Source organism: Shewanella vesiculosa (assembly GCF_009994065.1).
In the GTDB taxonomy this organism is placed as follows: domain Bacteria; phylum Pseudomonadota; class Gammaproteobacteria; order Enterobacterales; family Shewanellaceae; genus Shewanella; species Shewanella vesiculosa.
Window position 1 is genome coordinate 422,522 of record NZ_JAACSD010000003.1, and the last position, 17,623, is coordinate 440,144.

Here is a 17,623-nt window from a genome sequence, read left to right on the forward strand (position 1 = left end):
TACAAACACCTAATCATTATTGACTGAACTGCATCTGATAAAGATTGGCGTAAATACCAGCTTGAGCAATTAACTCACTGTGATTACCGCGCTCAACAACTCGACCTTGATCGATAACCAAGATTTCATCAGCACTTTCAATTGTCGATAAACGATGAGCGATAACAATTGAGGTACGGTTATGACGCAGATTATCTAGGCCTTTTTGAATCGCTTTTTCAGACTCAGTATCTAAAGCCGATGTGGCTTCATCTAAAATCAATACTGGGGCATCACGTAACATAGCGCGAGCAATCGCAATACGTTGACGTTGACCACCAGAAAGCAACACGCCATTTTCGCCCACTTGGGTATCGAGCCCTTTTGGCAATGTCTCGATAAACTCCATCGCATAAGCAAGCTCAGCAGCGCGAACTATTTGCTCGCGGGTAACTTCGCCTGGGTAAGCATAGGCAATATTATTCGCTATGGTGTCGTTAAATAAGGTCACTTGCTGCGACACTAACGCCACTTGATTACGCAATGATTTTAATTGGTAATCGTAAATGCTGGTGTCATCAAGGCGAATATCACCGCTTGATAATCCACCATAAAAACGCGTAATCAAACTCGCGATAGTGGACTTACCAGAGCCAGATCGCCCTACTAAAGCGATGGTTTTACCGGGTTTAACTTCAAAATCAATGCCGTTCAAAGCGGGTTTATCTTGCCCAGGATAAGAAAAGGTCACATTTTCAAATGTCAGTTTGCCTTGAACGCGATCAATAGTGAACGGGCCATTATCAGGCTCAGGCGGAGTATCTAATAATTCAAATACAGTAGTACAAGCTGCAATACCGCGTTGAAACTCCGCATTAACTCGGGTTAAGTTCTTAATCGGTTGTAGCATGGCTAACATGGCACCTAAAATAGCCGCAAACGTACCTGCGGTCAGATCGGTTTTCATGCTATCCCAAGTGGCGGCATACAACACAAACGCCAGTGCGAAAGATCCAATAACCATGATCAATGGCTGACTAACAGATTGAGCTACCGCTAGCTTCATATTCTGGTAACGGTTCTGGTCGTTAACTTGATAGAAACGATCAACCTCTGTTTTTTGACCACCAAAGACTAATACGTTTTTATGGCCCTTAATCATCTGTTCAGTCGTTGCCGTTACGCCGCCCATAGCAGACTGGATCTGCTTAGACACCTTACGAAAGCGCTTACTCACAATACTGATGACAACGCCCATAATTGGGCCTATCACTAGTATGCATAAGGATAATTTCCACGAATAGTAGAACATAATGCCTAACATGCCGATGGCGGTCATGCTATCGCGAACAATTGAAATTAACGCACTGCCAGATGCTCGGGCAATTTGTTCAGTATCAAAGGTGACGCGCGAAATCAAATTACCGCTATTTTCGCGGTCGATATAACTTACAGGCAAACGCAGATAATGCTCAAACACTTGTTGGCGCATATCCATAATGAGCTGTGCACTCATAAACGACACACAATAGGTCGACACAAAGTTAGCCAAACCACGTAAGCTGAACATTAAAATAACCGCAATCGGCGCCATTAACATAATGTCTTTATTGGCATTAAACCCACCATGAGTAGGTAAGTCGACTCCTGCCACTATGGCTGGCGTTTGACTAAAACCTTCATCAATAAAAGGTTTAATAAATGCGATAAACGCTGCATCGACAGCGCCATAGGTAATAAGGCCGAGTACAGCCATAATAAACATGGCTTTCATTGGCACGACATAGGTCATCAAACGTTTGAAAACGATCCACATTTCATTTTTAGGTGATGCTGACATTGAATCCAATACTTAACTAACAAACATAAATGATATTCTACTCTGCTTTAAGTGACTCACCAAATCTAAACAAACGGTTATACCAAAATGGAGCCATTTGTTGGCGGTAAGTGGCGATTTTATATTCGCCTTGATCAAAAGTGATACTAATTTGGCCGGCATGACCCGTTTGTAATATTTTGCAGCCCTGCTGTTGATACCTCGCAACAACCTCAGGTTTAGGGAAACCATACTGATTAGAAAAACCAGCGGTAAAAATGGCTAATTGCGGATTAACGCTATCGATAAATGCTGGGGTAGACGATGTTCGGCTACCATGATGCGGCACCAATAAAATATCGGCTCGAATATCAGCCTGTGCAGTAATTAATGTCTGCTCTCTGTCGGCTTCAATGTCTCCAGTTAACAATACTGAAGACAGGCCATCAGACAATTTAACCACACATGAGTTGTTATTATCATTCGAGGCCGTTAACGGATTACCAATGAAGTTTAATTGCATACCGCGCCAGAGTATTTGCCCTTTACAAGCTTGTGCAACTGCTGGTGACAGCGATAAAGCTTTGGAGGTTATGGTAAAGTCAGCAATTAACCTCGCCAGTGGAAATTGTTCACGCAACACATGCACACCACCAGCATGGTCATTATCATCATGACTTATAATAATATAATCAATGAAACGGATACCTTGGCTGGCAAGAAAAGGCACTATTGCCCGTTGTGCATAGCTAAAATCCCCATAAGCGGCACCAGTATCGTAAATAATCCCGTGTCGACCTTGCTGTAAAACGACTGCCATGCCTTGAGCCACATCAATAACATGAAGCTGCCATGGTGTTGAGCCTAATGAAGATGATGGCGCAGGCAATATCTCTTGAGTCACTAACTTATTGATGACGATTGGCAGCAGCAATATGGTAACGAAAAAAAGGTAAATTCTCTTTTGCTTTTTAGCCACATGACGACGAATGCTCAACAACATCATCGCAAAAATAGAAAATACCAATCCAGCCAGTTGTTGTTCAGTTAATAGCAACTGATTTACTGGCAAATGATCGCTCAGCTGTAACAACCAGGCAAATGGCTCAAGGCTCATATTCGCCCATTGAAAGATCATCGTACCTAAGTGTTGTTGCGAGTCGCTATCGATACCCAATAACAAAAAAATGCACAACACCACTAACCAAATGTAAAAACTGAGTATCGTTAATGGGATCACAACCAGACTAAACCAAGGCACGAGCAGCATATTGAGCCATATGCTATGAGGTGAAATGCTGCCAAATAAAATGCCTTGCAGTACACCCAATAGCAGCGCTAATCGCCATTGAATTGACCACAACACACTGAGTCCATGAAGCAGCTTACCTTTAAGTTTTAGGATTTTTTGTACGCATCGCTCAGCCATATTAGAGGAAGATGCAGAAATACTTTTAGCTACATAATCAGTGCCTATCTCTGCCTGCTGCTCAACCGTATTGGCTTGCACCGACAACAAAATAATGGCCAATGCGCCAAACGATAACCATAATCCGGCACCAAGTGATGCAAAAGGATCCACCAGCAACACAAAAAACAAGGCATACACCAATCGATCCCAATGGTGGCTAAACTGCTTAATAAAACTAAAAATGAGCAACAGAAATAACATCAATAAAGCACGCTGCGTAGCAATTGCAAAACCCGATAAATAGCCATACCCAAAGGTAAATATGCCCGCTAATATCATGGCGAATTGCATTTTACCTAAATGCTGCCAAGAAAATGCATAACGGCTTATACCGAGAAAAATGCCATAAAACAAGCCAAAAACGACCGATAAATGTAACCCAGAAATAGCGACTAAATGCCCTGCCCCTGTTTGACGCAATTGCTGCCATCGCGCTGTGGTTAAAGCACTTTTATCACCCAAAATTAACGCTTGTAAAATATCGCCCTGAGCAAGTTGTGCCAATATAGGGGCTAGTTTCTGCGTAACATCTTGGCGTAAAGACCCACCATAACGAATTAACTCAGCTTGTTTAACGCGGCCTTTGGCAATAATATGCCGAGTAATGAAGTACTTTTGTTGATTAAAGCCTCCTTGATTTTGTATGCTCGAGATCCCTTTCAACTTTGCACTAAATTGCCATATTTGACCGACAACAATTTTATCTGGCTTTTGCCATGTTAATCGGTAATATCGCTGCACATTGTTAAGCGCCCAAGAATCAAAAAAGGCGTCTTGATCAGCTTCAGAAATAACGCGCACATCAAAACTAATCCAGTCGCTGTTTTGGCTAACTAGTGATACTATCTGCGCCTTAAACTCAATTTGTTGCGACTTTTCAGCATATTGATGCATATATAGACAATGAAACAACAGGCTCAGCCAAATGACGGCGAATAAACAGCCAGCCATAAGTGGCCCTTTGCGAAGGCAAAGTAGCATAGCCAAAAATAGAATAGGTAAACACCATAAAGGTGCCAGCGAAGGCCATAACATCGCTGATAAAGAACAGGCGCAAAAGCCATAGATAAATCGATTCATAATGAATTAGTTAAGACATTAATCGACAAATATGCCAAAAAAATTAATACAAAGATTTATGCCCAAACCAGAAACACTCCGTGATCATAAGTATTTACGGGTGTTTGGCAAACTATTACACAAACCTAATTTGTGGGCATTAAATCGCAAATCAGCTCCTGGTGCCTTTGCGGTCGGACTATTTGTGGCTTGGATCCCCATGCCATTTCAAATGGTGGTTGCTGCAGGGTTTGCGATTTTATTTAACGTCAACCTCCCCGTTGCTGTCGCACTGGTATGGATAACTAATCCACTGACCATGCCTATCATGTTTTATGGCGCCTATTTGTTAGGTGCTAAAATCATCGGACATAGAGCGCAGGCATTTCAGTTTGAAGCCACTTGGGCATGGATTGAGGCCTCGTTGTCAACCATAGGTCCTCCCTTTTTGGTGGGTTGCTTAGTATTAGGCATTGTGTCAGCGTTAATCGGTTATATTGTCATTAAAAGTATGTGGCGCTATTCAATTTTATTTAAATGGCAAAAGCGTAAAGGCCAGTAAGCTTTGAATATATTGATCAACTGAAATCACTAAGGCCGCAATAGCGGTCTTTTTTATAACTAAAGCTGTTGATTTAAGTTTTGTGCCATCCGCTATGCTAAACGTGCAATTTTTTGGTCTGTTAATCCACTTTCGTAAATATAACATTAACAAATCCTAATGCTGCAATTAAGCACTCATACACCATTAGGGAGTTTGATCCTGAGCATGGCCAACTGAGCGAAGATTTGGTGGTGGATCAGTGCTACGGGGTACTGAAGCGAAATACTGATGCAGACTCGTTCGGTAAACAAAAACAGATACAGATGTTGTCGTGATTGTTGCTTAGTTAAGCAAGGCTGTGATTTATGAGGGGGAATTTGTTTTACACAACAAAGCGTACGTTCTTGTGACTCGCAGCGTCGATAGTTTATGTATTACAAATAAACACAATCAAATCAGTCGTTCAAAGGACTGATTAAACACCATTTAGATTAACGGCGGGGACTAGTTAGGTTGCGGTAGGTCCACACAACCAAGTGCAGCGTAAGTAACCCGCTAAAACTAACTGCAAAGAAAAGTAGCGCGATAGATTCCACGCTCTTAGGGGTATCTGCATAACAATACCACCAAAGTGGCCATGTAATTGCGCTCAGTAACGTCAATTGCCACATGCAGCGTTTACAGCGACCAATTTTTTGTTTGAAAACGGAATCAGTACATTGGTTACAAGACATAACAGCTTTCTTTATCATTTATGCTCAGAATATTGAGTATTAAACTCACTCGCCAACATGGCATACAGATACTCATCACCCCATGCGCCTTTAAAAAACACATTGTTAATAAAATGACCTTCACGACGAAACTGCAACTTTTCTAAAAGCGCTACACTAGCTAGATTGAGGCAATCAGTTTGAGCAATAACTCGATGACGAGATAATTCCACAAACAAATATTGCAATAAACAAGTTAACGCTTGTGCTGCAATTCCCTGTCCTTGAAATGCTGGAGCGACAGTAAAACCCACTTCAACTTGGGTGTCATCAATAAAATGTACCGCCAGATCGCCCATTAACAGCTCATGCTGATCACTAATGGCTAATTGATACCACTGCCCTGCTTTAGCAAAATCTTGGTAGTTGGTTAAATTCAATAAGCTTAGTGCGTCTTGATAGTGATAATCCGTCCAACTCTGATATCGAGCAACATTAGGATCTGCTCTATAAGCGGTAAATGCAATTAAATCATCTAAGGTCAATGGCCGGATGATTAAGCTACCCGAGGTTAACGTTGGACACTTTAGTGGACGCACATTAGCATTACTGTCCATATCAACCTCGTTGGTTTATAGGGCTTATCTGCCGGCCAATGCGGTAGCCGGAGAAATTTTAGTCGCTTTCCATGCCGGATAAATGGTTGCGATAAGGCTCATAAATAGGCCCATTAATAGCACCACTGCCACATCTTGATAATGTAATTCTGATGGTAGGAAATCAATAAAATAAATATCAGAAGCCAATAACTGCACCCCTAAAAGGTGTTCAATGCTGCTCGCAATGGCACTTAAGTTATACGCTAAGCTGACGCCTAACACGCCCCCAATAACACAGCCCATAACTCCATTAAGCGCACCTTGCAGAATGAATATGGTCATAATCGCACCACGAGAGAGCCCCATAGTCATTAAAATTGCAATTTCAGACGCTTTATCGCGCACCGCCATTACAAGTGTCGACACGATATTAAAGCAAGCCACAGCAATCACTAAAGCGAGTACCAGATACATGACTAAGCGGACTAATTGAATATCTTGGTACAAATGCCCTTGACTGCGAGTCCAATCATTAATATATAAATATTGCTCTTGAGCAAAGCCTAAATCACGGGTAATACTCGCCGCATTAAAGACATTATTGACTTGAATTCGCACACCAGAAACGCCGGTTCCTAACTCAAGTAAATCTGCTAAGTAATTAAGCGACACATACGCTTGGGTTGACTCGATTTCGCCGCCCAAATCGTATACACCGGATACCACAAAGCGATGACTCTTAGCTGACGTTAACTGACTACTATTCGTGTCAGGGGTATACATAGCTAAAGTATCACCAACTTTTAAGCCTAATTTTGTCAATAAACTGCGACCAAGCACAATATGGTTGTTATCACCCGCCAATGATTGCCACGCATCATTAGGCATATAATCAGCAATACTCGACACATCTGACTCATGCTTAATATCAATTCCATTTACCGTTAGTCCTTGAAAACCGCCAGGCTTTTGCACTAAACCTTGTAAACGAATAAATGGAGCTACGCCAGTAATTTGCGGCATGTTTGAGGCACTCTTCGCGATAACATGCCAATCGGTAATGGGTTGATTAACACCAACAAGTTCACCGTGTGACACCACGCCTAATAAACGCTCTTGCAACTCTTTTTCAAAACCATTCATGGCCGATAATACGACAATCAATACGCCAACGCCTAAAGCAATACCAGCGGTCGACGCAAAAGAAATAAACCCAATAAAGCCATTAGACTGTCGCGCGCGAAAAAAACGCCAGCCAATGGTTAACGGCAGCCACTTACTCATTCTGCTAACCCTACAGCGGGTGGATTGGCAGTAACTTGAAGCACACCATCTTTCATAGTGAGTTGACGATCCATTTTAGCGGCCAAGCTGTGATCATGAGTCACCACCACAAATGCAGTGCCAAACTGCTGGGCTAACTCGCGGATCATCGCATAAACATTGTTACCACTGCTGGCATCTAAATTACCGGTTGGCTCGTCGGCTAATACCAACTTAGGTTTATTGATTAATGCACGAGCAATCGCTACACGTTGGCGTTCACCACCAGACAACTGTGCCGGAATATGATGCAAACGATGGCCTAAGCCAACACGCTCGAGTAAGTTTTGCGCATCTACCAAAGCTTGCTTTTTATCTCTACCTTGAATGAATGCCGGCATAGCAACATTCTCTAATGCGGAAAACTCTGGCAACAAATGGTGAAATTGATAAATAAAGCCCAAATCTTGATTACGTATTATCGCCTGACGGGCACTAGACAATTGATATAAGTCTTCGCCGTCTAGCATGACGTTACCCGATGTGGGTGTATCTAAGGTACCCATAATGTGTAAAAGCGTACTTTTACCCGATCCTGAACTGCCGACAATAGCCAACTGTTCACCTTTATAAACGGTTAAATCAACCCCAGATAATACCTGAGTGGTCACTTCACCATCATGATAATGCTTACTGACGTGTTGAACCTGAAGTAATACTTGTTGTGTCTGACTCATTATTCGTATCTCAAAGCGGTAGCGGGTTGAACCCTTGCGGCGGACAACGCAGGATAAAGGGTGGCAAATAAGGTCATAAATAATGTGCCCAAAATGATAAGACTCAATTGCGCTAATGAAAATTGCACCGGCAGAGTCTGACCTAAGCCTAAAATAGAAATGCCAAGCGAGGTTAATATTTCATTTAAATTGAGGGTTAACACTATGCCAGCAATAGTACCAAGCATTAGCCCTAACAATGCATTAAGGGAGCCCTGGACAATAAAAATCGTCATTACCGAAGTAGTCGTTAACCCTTGGGTTTTTAACACCGCAACATCGGTAGTTTTATCCACGACCATCATCACCAATGCTGACACAATATTAAATGCAGCCACAGCCACAATTAAACTGAGCATCAATGACATCATATTTTTTTCCATCTTTACCGCCGAAAATAAATGACCGAAGTCTTGGCGCCAATCACGGGTTTGAATGTCAATATTTTGCTTGGCAAATCCGGCAACCACTTTCGATGCTAGTGTCGGGGCCGAGAAAGGATCTTTCAAATATACTCGCAGCTCATTTATGGTATTACTGTCTTGACGCATCAACTTACGCGCATCCTTGTAATGCACATAGGCCACGCTCGAATCGACTTGCGAGCCCATTTCAAAAATACCCGCAACGGTAAATTTACGCTGACTAGGTACTGGGCCCATTGGAGAGTACACCACGCCATCACCACTTAGCACCCTGACCCTGTCACCCGTTTTTACATCTAATTTACGGGCAAGATCAGCACCAAGGACAATTAAATACTTGTCGGCCTTTAAGGTTGAAAAGGCATCGGAATAAGTATGTGAAGCAATGCTCGACAGGGATTGTTCAAGTTCTGGATACACCCCATACATCTGAATCGCATGGATATTACTGCTCGATTGGATCATAGCTTGAGTGGTTGCACTAGGCACAATGCCGCGAATTTTTTGTAATAAATCTTTATCAGCCAACAGACTCTGGGTGCTTTGTTGCCAATCACGAAATCCCATATCACTGATCAAGGTCATCTGTGGCACAGCACCTAAAATACGATTTTTGAGTTGACCTTCTAAGCCATTCATCACCGAACTCACCACGATCAATGCTGCCACACCTAAAAAAATACCCGACACTGCAAAAAAGGTAATAAAAGAGGCAAAAGCATTCGCTTTTCGGGCTCGCCAGTAACGGTAGCCAATAAAAAATGAAAATCCTAAATTCATAAAAAAATACTAATCCTGTGCGCCAGTTTAGGCGTATTAGTCAGACAATCGGGCTAAATGATGACATGAAAACAACAAGCCAGCGTGTATGACTTGCTAAATCATTAAGTTGGGCACGATAATAGGGCTATTAGTGTGATAAATAAAGAGGCAAACCTTGATACCTGACAGCAATTCTTATTTTAGTGTGCCTCACCACTTTAATGTGTATCTCACTTTGTGGGATCCAAAGCGTGCTTTACCCACAGATGATGAGCTTAGAGACATGCAATCTGTTGGGTTAAAACTACTAACAGAAGTGAAAAGTCTTGAAGCCAATTGTTTACTGCAGCTGCGAAATTTAGACAATGATGCTAAAGCTGTGGTCGATTTTTTAAAGCTACAATCACGCAAAGTCGATTTAGTATTACAACATGTGCTTGAAAAAGAAGTGCAAGATGGCGAGTTATTTACAGGCGATCAGTTTGGTGGCAGTGGCGTGAGTATCATTTCATCACGTCCATTGGATATCAATGATCACGTTAAAACCCACATTTATCTGCACACGGAATTAGTTGCCATATTGTGTATTTGCCAAATAAAAACCTGTACCCCTTTAGCAACAGATGATGCCATAGAAACCCCATATTGGCGCTGTGACCTTGAGTTTAGTCAAATACTTGAGGATGATATTGAGCAATTAGTTAAAGCAAGCCTGAATGTACAACAAAAAATGCTCAAAAAACGCAAACAGACTATCGATAGGCAGCGCAGCTGAAGCATCGCCTCATTCAATACGACTTGATCGCAAACGGAACTGACAAAGATTTTAATGAACCTATTTAGTGTACTCACGCCGCCGAGTGTAAAAAAAGGCCAACAAACGCAAACTTTGGCAACGTTAGGTGGGGTTTCACAAGCCATCACCCTTGCTAACTTAATTAATAACCATGCTGGTACCAGTATTATTGTCACCCATGACACGCCCAGTGCGCTGTCACTTGAGGTTGAGCTGAGTTATTTATTAAATCACATCAATATCAATGTGTGTTTGTTTCCCGACCGTGAAACCTTGCCTTACGATAGTTTTTCGCCACATCAAGACCTGATTTCACAGCGTCTTGAAACCTTGGCCAATATTGGCCAGAGTCAGCATAATGTGGTGATAGTGCCAGTAAACACTTTAATGGTTCGCTTACCGCCTAAATCATTTATGACCGCTAATGTCATGGTGCTTAATAAAGGTGATACTTACAGTTTACAGCAAGCCAGACAGCACCTTACCGACACCGGCTACCATTTAGTTGATCAAGTCTATGAGCACGGTGAGTTCGCTATTCGTGGTTCTATTATTGATATTTTCCCTACCGGATCGAAACAACCGTTACGCATAGAACTGTTTGATGATGAAGTGGAATCGATCCGCTTTTTTGATGTTGATACCCAGCGTTCAGGCATGGCGCGTGATGCCATTCGCATGCTACCCGCGAAAGAGTTTCCCACTGACAGCAATGCCATTGAAGGTTTTAGACAACGTTATCGTCGTCGCTTTGAGGTGATCTCAAAAGAGGCAGAGTCGGTTTATCAACAAGTTAGTCGTAATTTAATGCCTGCCGGTATTGAAAACTACTTACCACTGTTTTTCGATGATATCGCCACACTATTTGATTACTTGCCACAAGATAGTCAACTTATCACTTTAGGCGATATTGAAAAAGCCAGCTTAGCCCACTTACATGAAGTGAATGTCCGTTACGAAGACCGACGAGTCGATCCTCTGCGGCCATTACTGGCACCACAAGAACTTTACTTGCTTAATGATGAGTTATTTTCGGCATTTAAGTCCTATAACCGCACGCAGTTATTACAGCAGTATATTGCTAGCGATACTAACAATGCTGGCGAGCCGTTGGCCGAAGTTGCACTGCCTAAACACACTCTGGTCGCCAACGTTGAAAAACTGCCCGACATCAATGCCAATCATAAACTCAAGCAACCGCTGATTGCGTTACAAAAATATTGTCAACAGCACCCAGCCTTGGTATTTAGTGCAGAATCAGAAGGTCGCCGTGAGGCCTTATTAGAGCTATTTGCTAAAATTGGCATCAAACCTAAACAGTTTGATCATCTTAATGATTACTTAGCCGCCGAAGACCGTATTGGTTTAATCGTGTCCCCTCTCTCGCGTGGGTGTGTACTAACCGACACAACAAAAGGTGCCGTGAGCATCATTTGTGAAACCGAGTTATTTGGTCAACGTATCTCGCAGCAACGTCGCCGCGAAAAACAAAAACAAGTTAGTTCAGAAGTATTAGTTAAAAACTTAGCCGAACTTAAAGTCGGTCAACCAATAGTGCATCTTGAACATGGCGTGGCCTTATACCAGGGGTTAGAAACCCTTGATACCGGCGGCTTAGTCGCCGAATATTTAAAACTGGAATATTCTGGTGGCGATAAACTGTATGTGCCCGTGTCATCACTGCACCTTATTAGCCGCTACAATGCCAGTGCCGACGGCAGTACTCATCTTAATAAGTTAGGTAACGAAACCTGGGCAAAAGCCAAGAAAAAAGCCATTGAACGCATTCGAGATGTGGCAGCTGAATTACTTGATGTGTATGCCCGTCGCCAAGCTCGTCCGGGCGAAGCGATGAGTATAGATGAACAAGAATACGCTCAATTCAGCCAAGGTTTCCCCTTTGAAGAAACGGTTGATCAAGAAAGCGCCATTCTTGCGGTACTTGAAGACATGCAAGCGCCATTAGCTATGGACCGTTTAGTCTGTGGTGACGTAGGCTTTGGTAAAACTGAAGTAGCCATGCGCGCAGCATTTGTCGCGGTGAATGCCGGTAAACAAGTAGTGGTATTAGTGCCAACAACCTTGCTGGCGCAGCAACATTATGAAAACTTTACCGACCGTTTCGCCGATTGGCCCATAGTGATTGAAGTCATGTCGCGCTTTAGAACGGCCAAAGAGCAAAGCAATGTGGTTGAACAATTATCTGAAGGCAAAGTCGATATTGTTATCGGCACTCATAAATTACTGTCATCAGAAGCTAATTTTGAAAATCTTGGCTTACTGATTATCGATGAAGAACACCGCTTTGGCGTGCGTCAAAAAGAAAAAATTAAAGCACTTAGAGCCAACGTCGACATTCTTACTCTCACAGCCACCCCTATTCCGCGGACATTGAACATGGCCATGTCGGGTATGCGAGATTTATCGATTATCGCTACGCCTCCGGCTAAACGTTTAGCGGTTAAAACCTTTGTGCGCGAATATGATAAAGCCACTACACGGGAAGCCATATTGCGTGAAATTTTACGTGGTGGCCAAGTGTATTATCTGCACAATAATGTTGAGACTATCGAGAAAACCGCACAAAACATTCGCGATTTGTTGCCAGAAGCGCGCGTGATAACTGCCCACGGTCAAATGCGTGAGCGCGATCTTGAGAAAGTGATGTCTGATTTTTATCATCAACGCTTTAACGTACTGGTGTGTACCACCATTATTGAAACCGGCATCGACGTGCCCAGTGCCAACACCATTATGATTGACCGAGCAGATATGTTTGGTTTAGCGCAACTGCATCAGCTCCGTGGTCGCGTTGGGCGCTCGCATCACCAAGCTTATGCTTACATGATGACCCCGCATCCTAAACGCATGACCCCAGATGCGCGTAAACGTCTTGAAGCGATTGAAGCCTTGGAAGATCTTGGAGCCGGTTTTTTACTGGCGACTCAAGATTTAGAAATTCGTGGTGCAGGTGAATTGCTCGGCGATGAACAAAGTGGCCATATTTCAAAAATTGGCTTTAGTTTATACATGGAGATGCTGGAATCTGCCGTAAAGGCCCTCAAAGAAGGAAAAGAGCCTTCTTTAGCCTATATGATGAGCGCCAAAGCAGAAATTGATTTACGTATTCCAGCGTTATTACCTGAAGACTACGTCAGTGACGTTAACATGCGTTTGTCACTTTACAAACGTATTGCTAACTGCGAAACAGATAGCATGCTTGATGAGCTTAAAGTCGAATTTATCGACCGTTTTGGTATGTTACCTCAACCAACGCGAAATCTAATGGCGCTCACGCTATACAAACACCAGGCAACGGCATTGGGTATTGCCAAAATAGAAATGCACGCTAAAGGCGGCAGTGTTGAATTTGGTCAAGAAAATCACGTCGATCCAATGTTTATTATTGGTTTGTTGCAAAACCAGCCACAAATCTATCGAATGGACGGGCCAAATAAGTTAAAGTTCAATATTCCTGCTGAAACAAGCAAAGAGCGTCTTGAGCTCATCAGTACCTTGCTTGAACAGTTCGCTAAACATCAAATTTTGGAGACAAATAGTGCTTCGTAAACTTGCGATTACTATCGCCGCTATCACAGCGCTATCCCACAGCTTTTCAGCCCATGCAGAATCATGGTTTGAAGTTGAAGTGTTTGTATTTGAACGCCAACAACCCTCTGTTGAAAAGTGGTTAAATGCCGCACCTCCCAAACTGAGTAACGATACGGTAGATATTATTACCCCAGTGATCAGTACCGACATCACCGGAGTGGCCGTTGGCTTAAATGGTTGTACTTCAACCGACTGGACCAATGGTGCTAGCAACTGTAATGCTCCAATTGTCAGCAATACTACCATCACCTATCCAAGCCAAGTTCCATTTAATATCGGAGCTAGCTCGCCGCAACAGGCATACTTAAGTCAAGGGCCACTGTTACTGGCTAATAGCCAAGGTCAATTTAGTGACTTAATTAGAACCATTAGCCGCGAACCGTATGTTAAAGGGCTAGTGCATTTAACTTGGCAGCAAAATATGCAATCTCGTCGACGAGCTAAGCCTATCCGTATTTTTGGTGGTAAGGATTTTTCAAAGAGTTTTGAATATCATGGTTTAAGTGTTAAAAAGCCAAATCCAGCAGAAACAAAACCAGGTACAGAGTTTGGTGCATTAGGTGATGTTTATGAAGCGCCGAAGATTAACCCGGTCTGGGAATTAGACGGCTCAATTAACATTTACCTCAGTCATTATCTTTATATTGAAAATAATTTGGCCTTGCGTAAACCGACTCAAAAAATGGTGGAATCGAGTCCTTTGGAGTTTAACGAATATTCAGCGTTAGACATTGAAGGTAAAAAACAATTGGCGCCTTACTTAGAAAGTATCCCACTGATCCAAAATCGACGGGTTCGCAGTGGTGAAATCCATTATTTTGATCACCCACAACTGGGTATTGTGATGCAAATTCGTAAAATGGCTCAACCCACTAATGTGAAACCGATTGATTTAACAGAACGTTCTACCACTAATCAAGCTGTGCCATATACAGGTTAATAGCTGAGTATCTGACAAGCAGATAATTAAAAACCGGATCAATTGATCCGGTTTTTTTGCTTAATACCAAGCTCATTTACTATCGAAACTGTTTATAACGACTGCGCCATGGCTGTGATATCGGATGCCAATTGTTGCGCTGCCTGCCACCGAGTTTGCTGCTCAAGTGCCTTTAGTGTTTGCTCTGCATCGCCTTTTAACGTTAGAGCGGTATGCATAGGCTCTGCAGCGGGCCAATCAAACTCGGTTAATAAAGCCTTTACACCAACGGGGTCGTTACATACCAAAATCATGTCACAACCCGCATCTAATGCCGCTTTAGCCCGCCCAAGATAATCACCGGCAAAACTCGCGCCTTTCATGCCTAAATCGTCAGAAAAAATAACCCCATTAAAGCCTAATTGTTGACGTAAAATGGTCTGTAACCAATAAGGTGAAAACCCCGCAGGATTAGGATCAATATTAGAATAAACAACATGTGCAGGCATAACACCTTGCAACTGCTGTGATCCAATCAGTTGGGTAAACGGCAACATGTCGACATTTTCCAGCTGTTCTTTACTGCGCGGATCAACAGGCATCGCAATATGTGAATCGGCAGCGACACTGCCATGACCAGGAAAATGTTTACCTACGGCAGCCATCCCGGCCTCATTCATGCCAATAATAAATTGTTGGGCTAACACGCTAACTTCATCAGCAATAGCACTAAAACTGCGTTTACCAATCACCTCACTGATACCATTTACGTCTAATACGGGCGCAAAACTTAAATCGATGTCACAGGCTAAAAGCTCAATAGCCATTAAAAAACCACACTCCTTCGCCCATTGTTTAGCTAATGTTAAATCGCCTTTAGCAGCAGGTAAAATATCACCCATAGCAGGAATTAAACTAAAGCCTTCACGAAAACGTTGAACTCGACCACCTTCGTGATCAACGGCAATTAATAATTCAGGACGAATTAGACGAACTTGCTTAACCAGTTCAATTAGTTGACTTTTACTTTCAAAGTTACGACTAAATAATATAATACCACCCACCTGAGGGTGCCGTAATTGCTCGGTTTCAAGCACAGAGACTGCTAAACCTGCAAGATCCATCATTAAATAGCTCAAACCTTTCTCCTATCTATAAAGCTGACGACTTTGTCAGGTTAACCACGTCAAATAACCCATTAAGTATAAGACTGGCTAATGTGAAAATAATGCATCAAAAAATCTAATGAACTAACATTGATTAATGTGTGGGATACTCTAGCAAGAATAAGAGATAAACCGCCAACATTACATGTGACGATTATACTCACTTATAACGAAAACAATAAACGACTCAGCAAGGGTTAAACAACATGATTAGTGTATTTGACATGTTCAAAATTGGTATCGGTCCTTCTAGTTCTCATACTGTGGGTCCTATGAAAGCTGGTAAAATTTTTATACAGCATGTCGCTGATAATAACTTATTAGCGAATACCGACGAGTTACAAACAGAATTATTTGGATCGTTAGGTCAAACAGGCAAAGGCCACGGCACAGGTAAAGCGGTTATTTTAGGCCTAATGGGTGAAGACCCAGAAACCGTCGATACCGATGCCATTGATGCCATTTTAGAGACTGTGTCTACCAGCCAAAAGCTTACCTTGGCAGACGGTCGTCAGGTTAAATTTACTCGCGAAGACGGTGTTACCTACCACAGACGTAAAACCTTACCTGCGCATGCTAATGCCATGACCTTATATGCTTTGTCTAAAGGCGAATGCATATATCAACGTACTTATTATTCTGTTGGTGGTGGTTTTATTCTCGATGAAGATGAAATCACTCAACAAAATGCATCTCCAGCAACGCCAATTGAACAAGCACCTTATGACTTCAATAGTGCCCTGCAATTGCTGCAACTGTGTTGTGATAATGGCTTAAGCATTTCATCATTAATGATGGCCAATGAACTTAGCATTGCCAGTGAAGATGAAATCAAGCAAGGTTTGTGGAAAATTTGGCAAACCATGAAAAACTGCGTTGAACGCGGTTATCAAAAGGAAGGCATATTGCCAGGCGGTTTAAAGTTACGCCGACGTGCTCCCGCGCTCTACCGCCGCTTAAAAGCAGAAGGACGCAATAACACTGACCCATTGACCGCCATGGACTGGGTTGATTTGTTTGCTTTATCGGTTAATGAGCAAAATGCAGCAGGCGATCGCGTCGTAACCGCACCAACAAACGGTGCTGCGGGGATTATTCCTGCGGTATTGTGTTACTACGACATGTTTGTTCAAGAAGTGGATATCGATGTATGTAGTCGCTATCTGTTAACCGCTGCTGCCATTGGTATTTTGTACAAGAAAAATGCCTCCATTTCTGGCGCCGAAGTCGGTTGCCAAGGCGAAGTAGGCGTAGCCTGTTCAATGGCAGCCGGTGCGTTAACTGAAATTATGGGCGGAACTGTAGAGCAGGTTGAGAATGCCGCTGAAATTGGCATGGAACATAACCTAGGCTTAACCTGCGATCCTGTTGGCGGCTTAGTGCAAGTGCCTTGTATTGAACGTAATGCCATGGGAGCGGTAAAAGCGATTAATGCTTCACGTATGGCGCTGCGCGGCGACGGTAATCATAAAGTCTCACTGGATAAAGTGATTAAAACCATGATGGAAACCGGTAAAGATATGCGCAGCAAATATAAAGAAACGGCCAAAGGCGGTCTTGCGGTGAATATCGTCGAATGTTAATTCACGCATAAAGTAAACGAAATCAAGTAACAATGCCTGTTAGTAACCCTAACAGGCATTTTTTATATGTTAAACAATATCGAGGATCTGTGAATAGCGACTTATTGAACTCACAAGCAGTTATATCTAATGGCTAC

The 17,623-nt window shown here is 42.7% G+C and carries 13 protein-coding genes; 5 read left to right on the forward strand and 8 right to left on the reverse strand.

Annotated elements, in window-relative coordinates; all coding sequences use genetic code 11:
• Positions 1-16: 16 nt before the first annotated feature.
• Entirely contained in the window at positions 17-1,819 is a 1,803-nt protein-coding gene (msbA, locus tag GW828_RS01855) for a lipid A export permease/ATP-binding protein MsbA (RefSeq protein WP_124015770.1), read from the reverse strand.
• Between the two features lie 37 nt (positions 1,820-1,856).
• Complete coding sequence (locus GW828_RS01860; RefSeq protein ID WP_337957243.1) at positions 1,857-4,349, reverse strand: DNA internalization-related competence protein ComEC/Rec2; 2,493 nt, start codon at positions 4,347-4,349, stop codon at positions 1,857-1,859.
• 31 nt (positions 4,350-4,380) lie between these two features.
• On the opposite strand from GW828_RS01860, the gene GW828_RS01865 reads away from it, so the two are divergent.
• Positions 4,381-4,890 carry a DUF2062 domain-containing protein gene (locus tag GW828_RS01865; protein ID WP_182696919.1) on the forward strand — a complete coding sequence of 170 codons (510 nt, stop codon included), beginning with the start codon at positions 4,381-4,383 and terminating at the stop codon, positions 4,888-4,890.
• 473 nt (positions 4,891-5,363) lie between these two features.
• On the opposite strand, the gene GW828_RS01870 is transcribed toward GW828_RS01865, so the two are convergent.
• From GW828_RS01870 to GW828_RS01890, 5 genes are read right to left on the reverse strand one after another with little or no spacing between them, the layout of a single operon-like run.
• Entirely contained in the window at positions 5,364-5,606 is a 243-nt protein-coding gene (locus tag GW828_RS01870; protein WP_182697076.1) for a DUF3624 domain-containing protein, read from the reverse strand.
• A 14-nt stretch (positions 5,607-5,620) separates the two neighbouring features.
• On the reverse strand, positions 5,621-6,202 hold the full coding sequence (locus GW828_RS01875) for a GNAT family N-acetyltransferase (protein WP_273056981.1): 582 nt from the start codon (positions 6,200-6,202) through the stop codon (positions 5,621-5,623).
• Positions 6,203-6,226: 24 nt separating this feature from the next.
• Positions 6,227-7,468 carry a lipoprotein-releasing ABC transporter permease subunit LolE gene (gene lolE, locus GW828_RS01880; protein WP_182722269.1) on the reverse strand — a complete coding sequence of 414 codons (1,242 nt, stop codon included), beginning with the start codon at positions 7,466-7,468 and terminating at the stop codon, positions 6,227-6,229.
• Positions 7,465-8,184, reverse strand: a complete 720-nt coding sequence (gene lolD / locus GW828_RS01885; RefSeq protein WP_182696922.1) for a lipoprotein-releasing ABC transporter ATP-binding protein LolD — start codon at positions 8,182-8,184, stop codon at positions 7,465-7,467. Before lolD ends, lolE begins: the two co-directional genes overlap by 4 nt.
• Positions 8,184-9,428 carry a lipoprotein-releasing ABC transporter permease subunit gene (locus tag GW828_RS01890; RefSeq protein WP_124015763.1) on the reverse strand — a complete coding sequence of 415 codons (1,245 nt, stop codon included), beginning with the start codon at positions 9,426-9,428 and terminating at the stop codon, positions 8,184-8,186. The genes lolD and GW828_RS01890 overlap by 1 nt, the downstream gene beginning before the upstream one ends.
• Positions 9,429-9,585: 157 nt before the next feature.
• Here GW828_RS01890 and GW828_RS01895 point away from each other — a divergent pair, with 157 nt between their 5' ends.
• Genes GW828_RS01895 through GW828_RS01905 form a run of 3 tightly spaced genes read left to right on the forward strand, consistent with a single transcriptional unit; the run spans position 9,586 to position 14,758 of the window.
• Positions 9,586-10,185, forward strand: a complete 600-nt coding sequence (locus GW828_RS01895) for a hypothetical protein (RefSeq protein WP_124015762.1) — start codon at positions 9,586-9,588, stop codon at positions 10,183-10,185.
• A 54-nt stretch (positions 10,186-10,239) separates the two neighbouring features.
• Entirely contained in the window at positions 10,240-13,776 is a 3,537-nt protein-coding gene (gene mfd, locus GW828_RS01900; RefSeq protein ID WP_273056977.1) for a transcription-repair coupling factor, read from the forward strand.
• The gene (locus GW828_RS01905) at positions 13,766-14,758 is read left to right on the forward strand and encodes a peptidoglycan binding protein CsiV (RefSeq protein WP_273056975.1); all 993 of its coding nucleotides are present in this window, start codon (positions 13,766-13,768) and stop codon (positions 14,756-14,758) included. The genes mfd and GW828_RS01905 overlap by 11 nt, the downstream gene beginning before the upstream one ends.
• 92 nt (positions 14,759-14,850) lie before the next feature.
• On the opposite strand, the gene nagZ is transcribed toward GW828_RS01905, so the two are convergent.
• Positions 14,851-15,876, reverse strand: coding sequence for a beta-N-acetylhexosaminidase (gene nagZ / locus GW828_RS01910; protein ID WP_182696925.1), 1,026 nt, complete (start codon positions 15,874-15,876; stop codon positions 14,851-14,853).
• Between the two features lie 233 nt (positions 15,877-16,109).
• Here nagZ and GW828_RS01915 point away from each other — a divergent pair, with 233 nt between their 5' ends.
• Positions 16,110-17,486 carry an L-serine ammonia-lyase gene (locus GW828_RS01915; RefSeq protein WP_124015758.1) on the forward strand — a complete coding sequence of 459 codons (1,377 nt, stop codon included), beginning with the start codon at positions 16,110-16,112 and terminating at the stop codon, positions 17,484-17,486.
• The last annotated feature ends 137 nt before the right edge of the window (positions 17,487-17,623 follow it).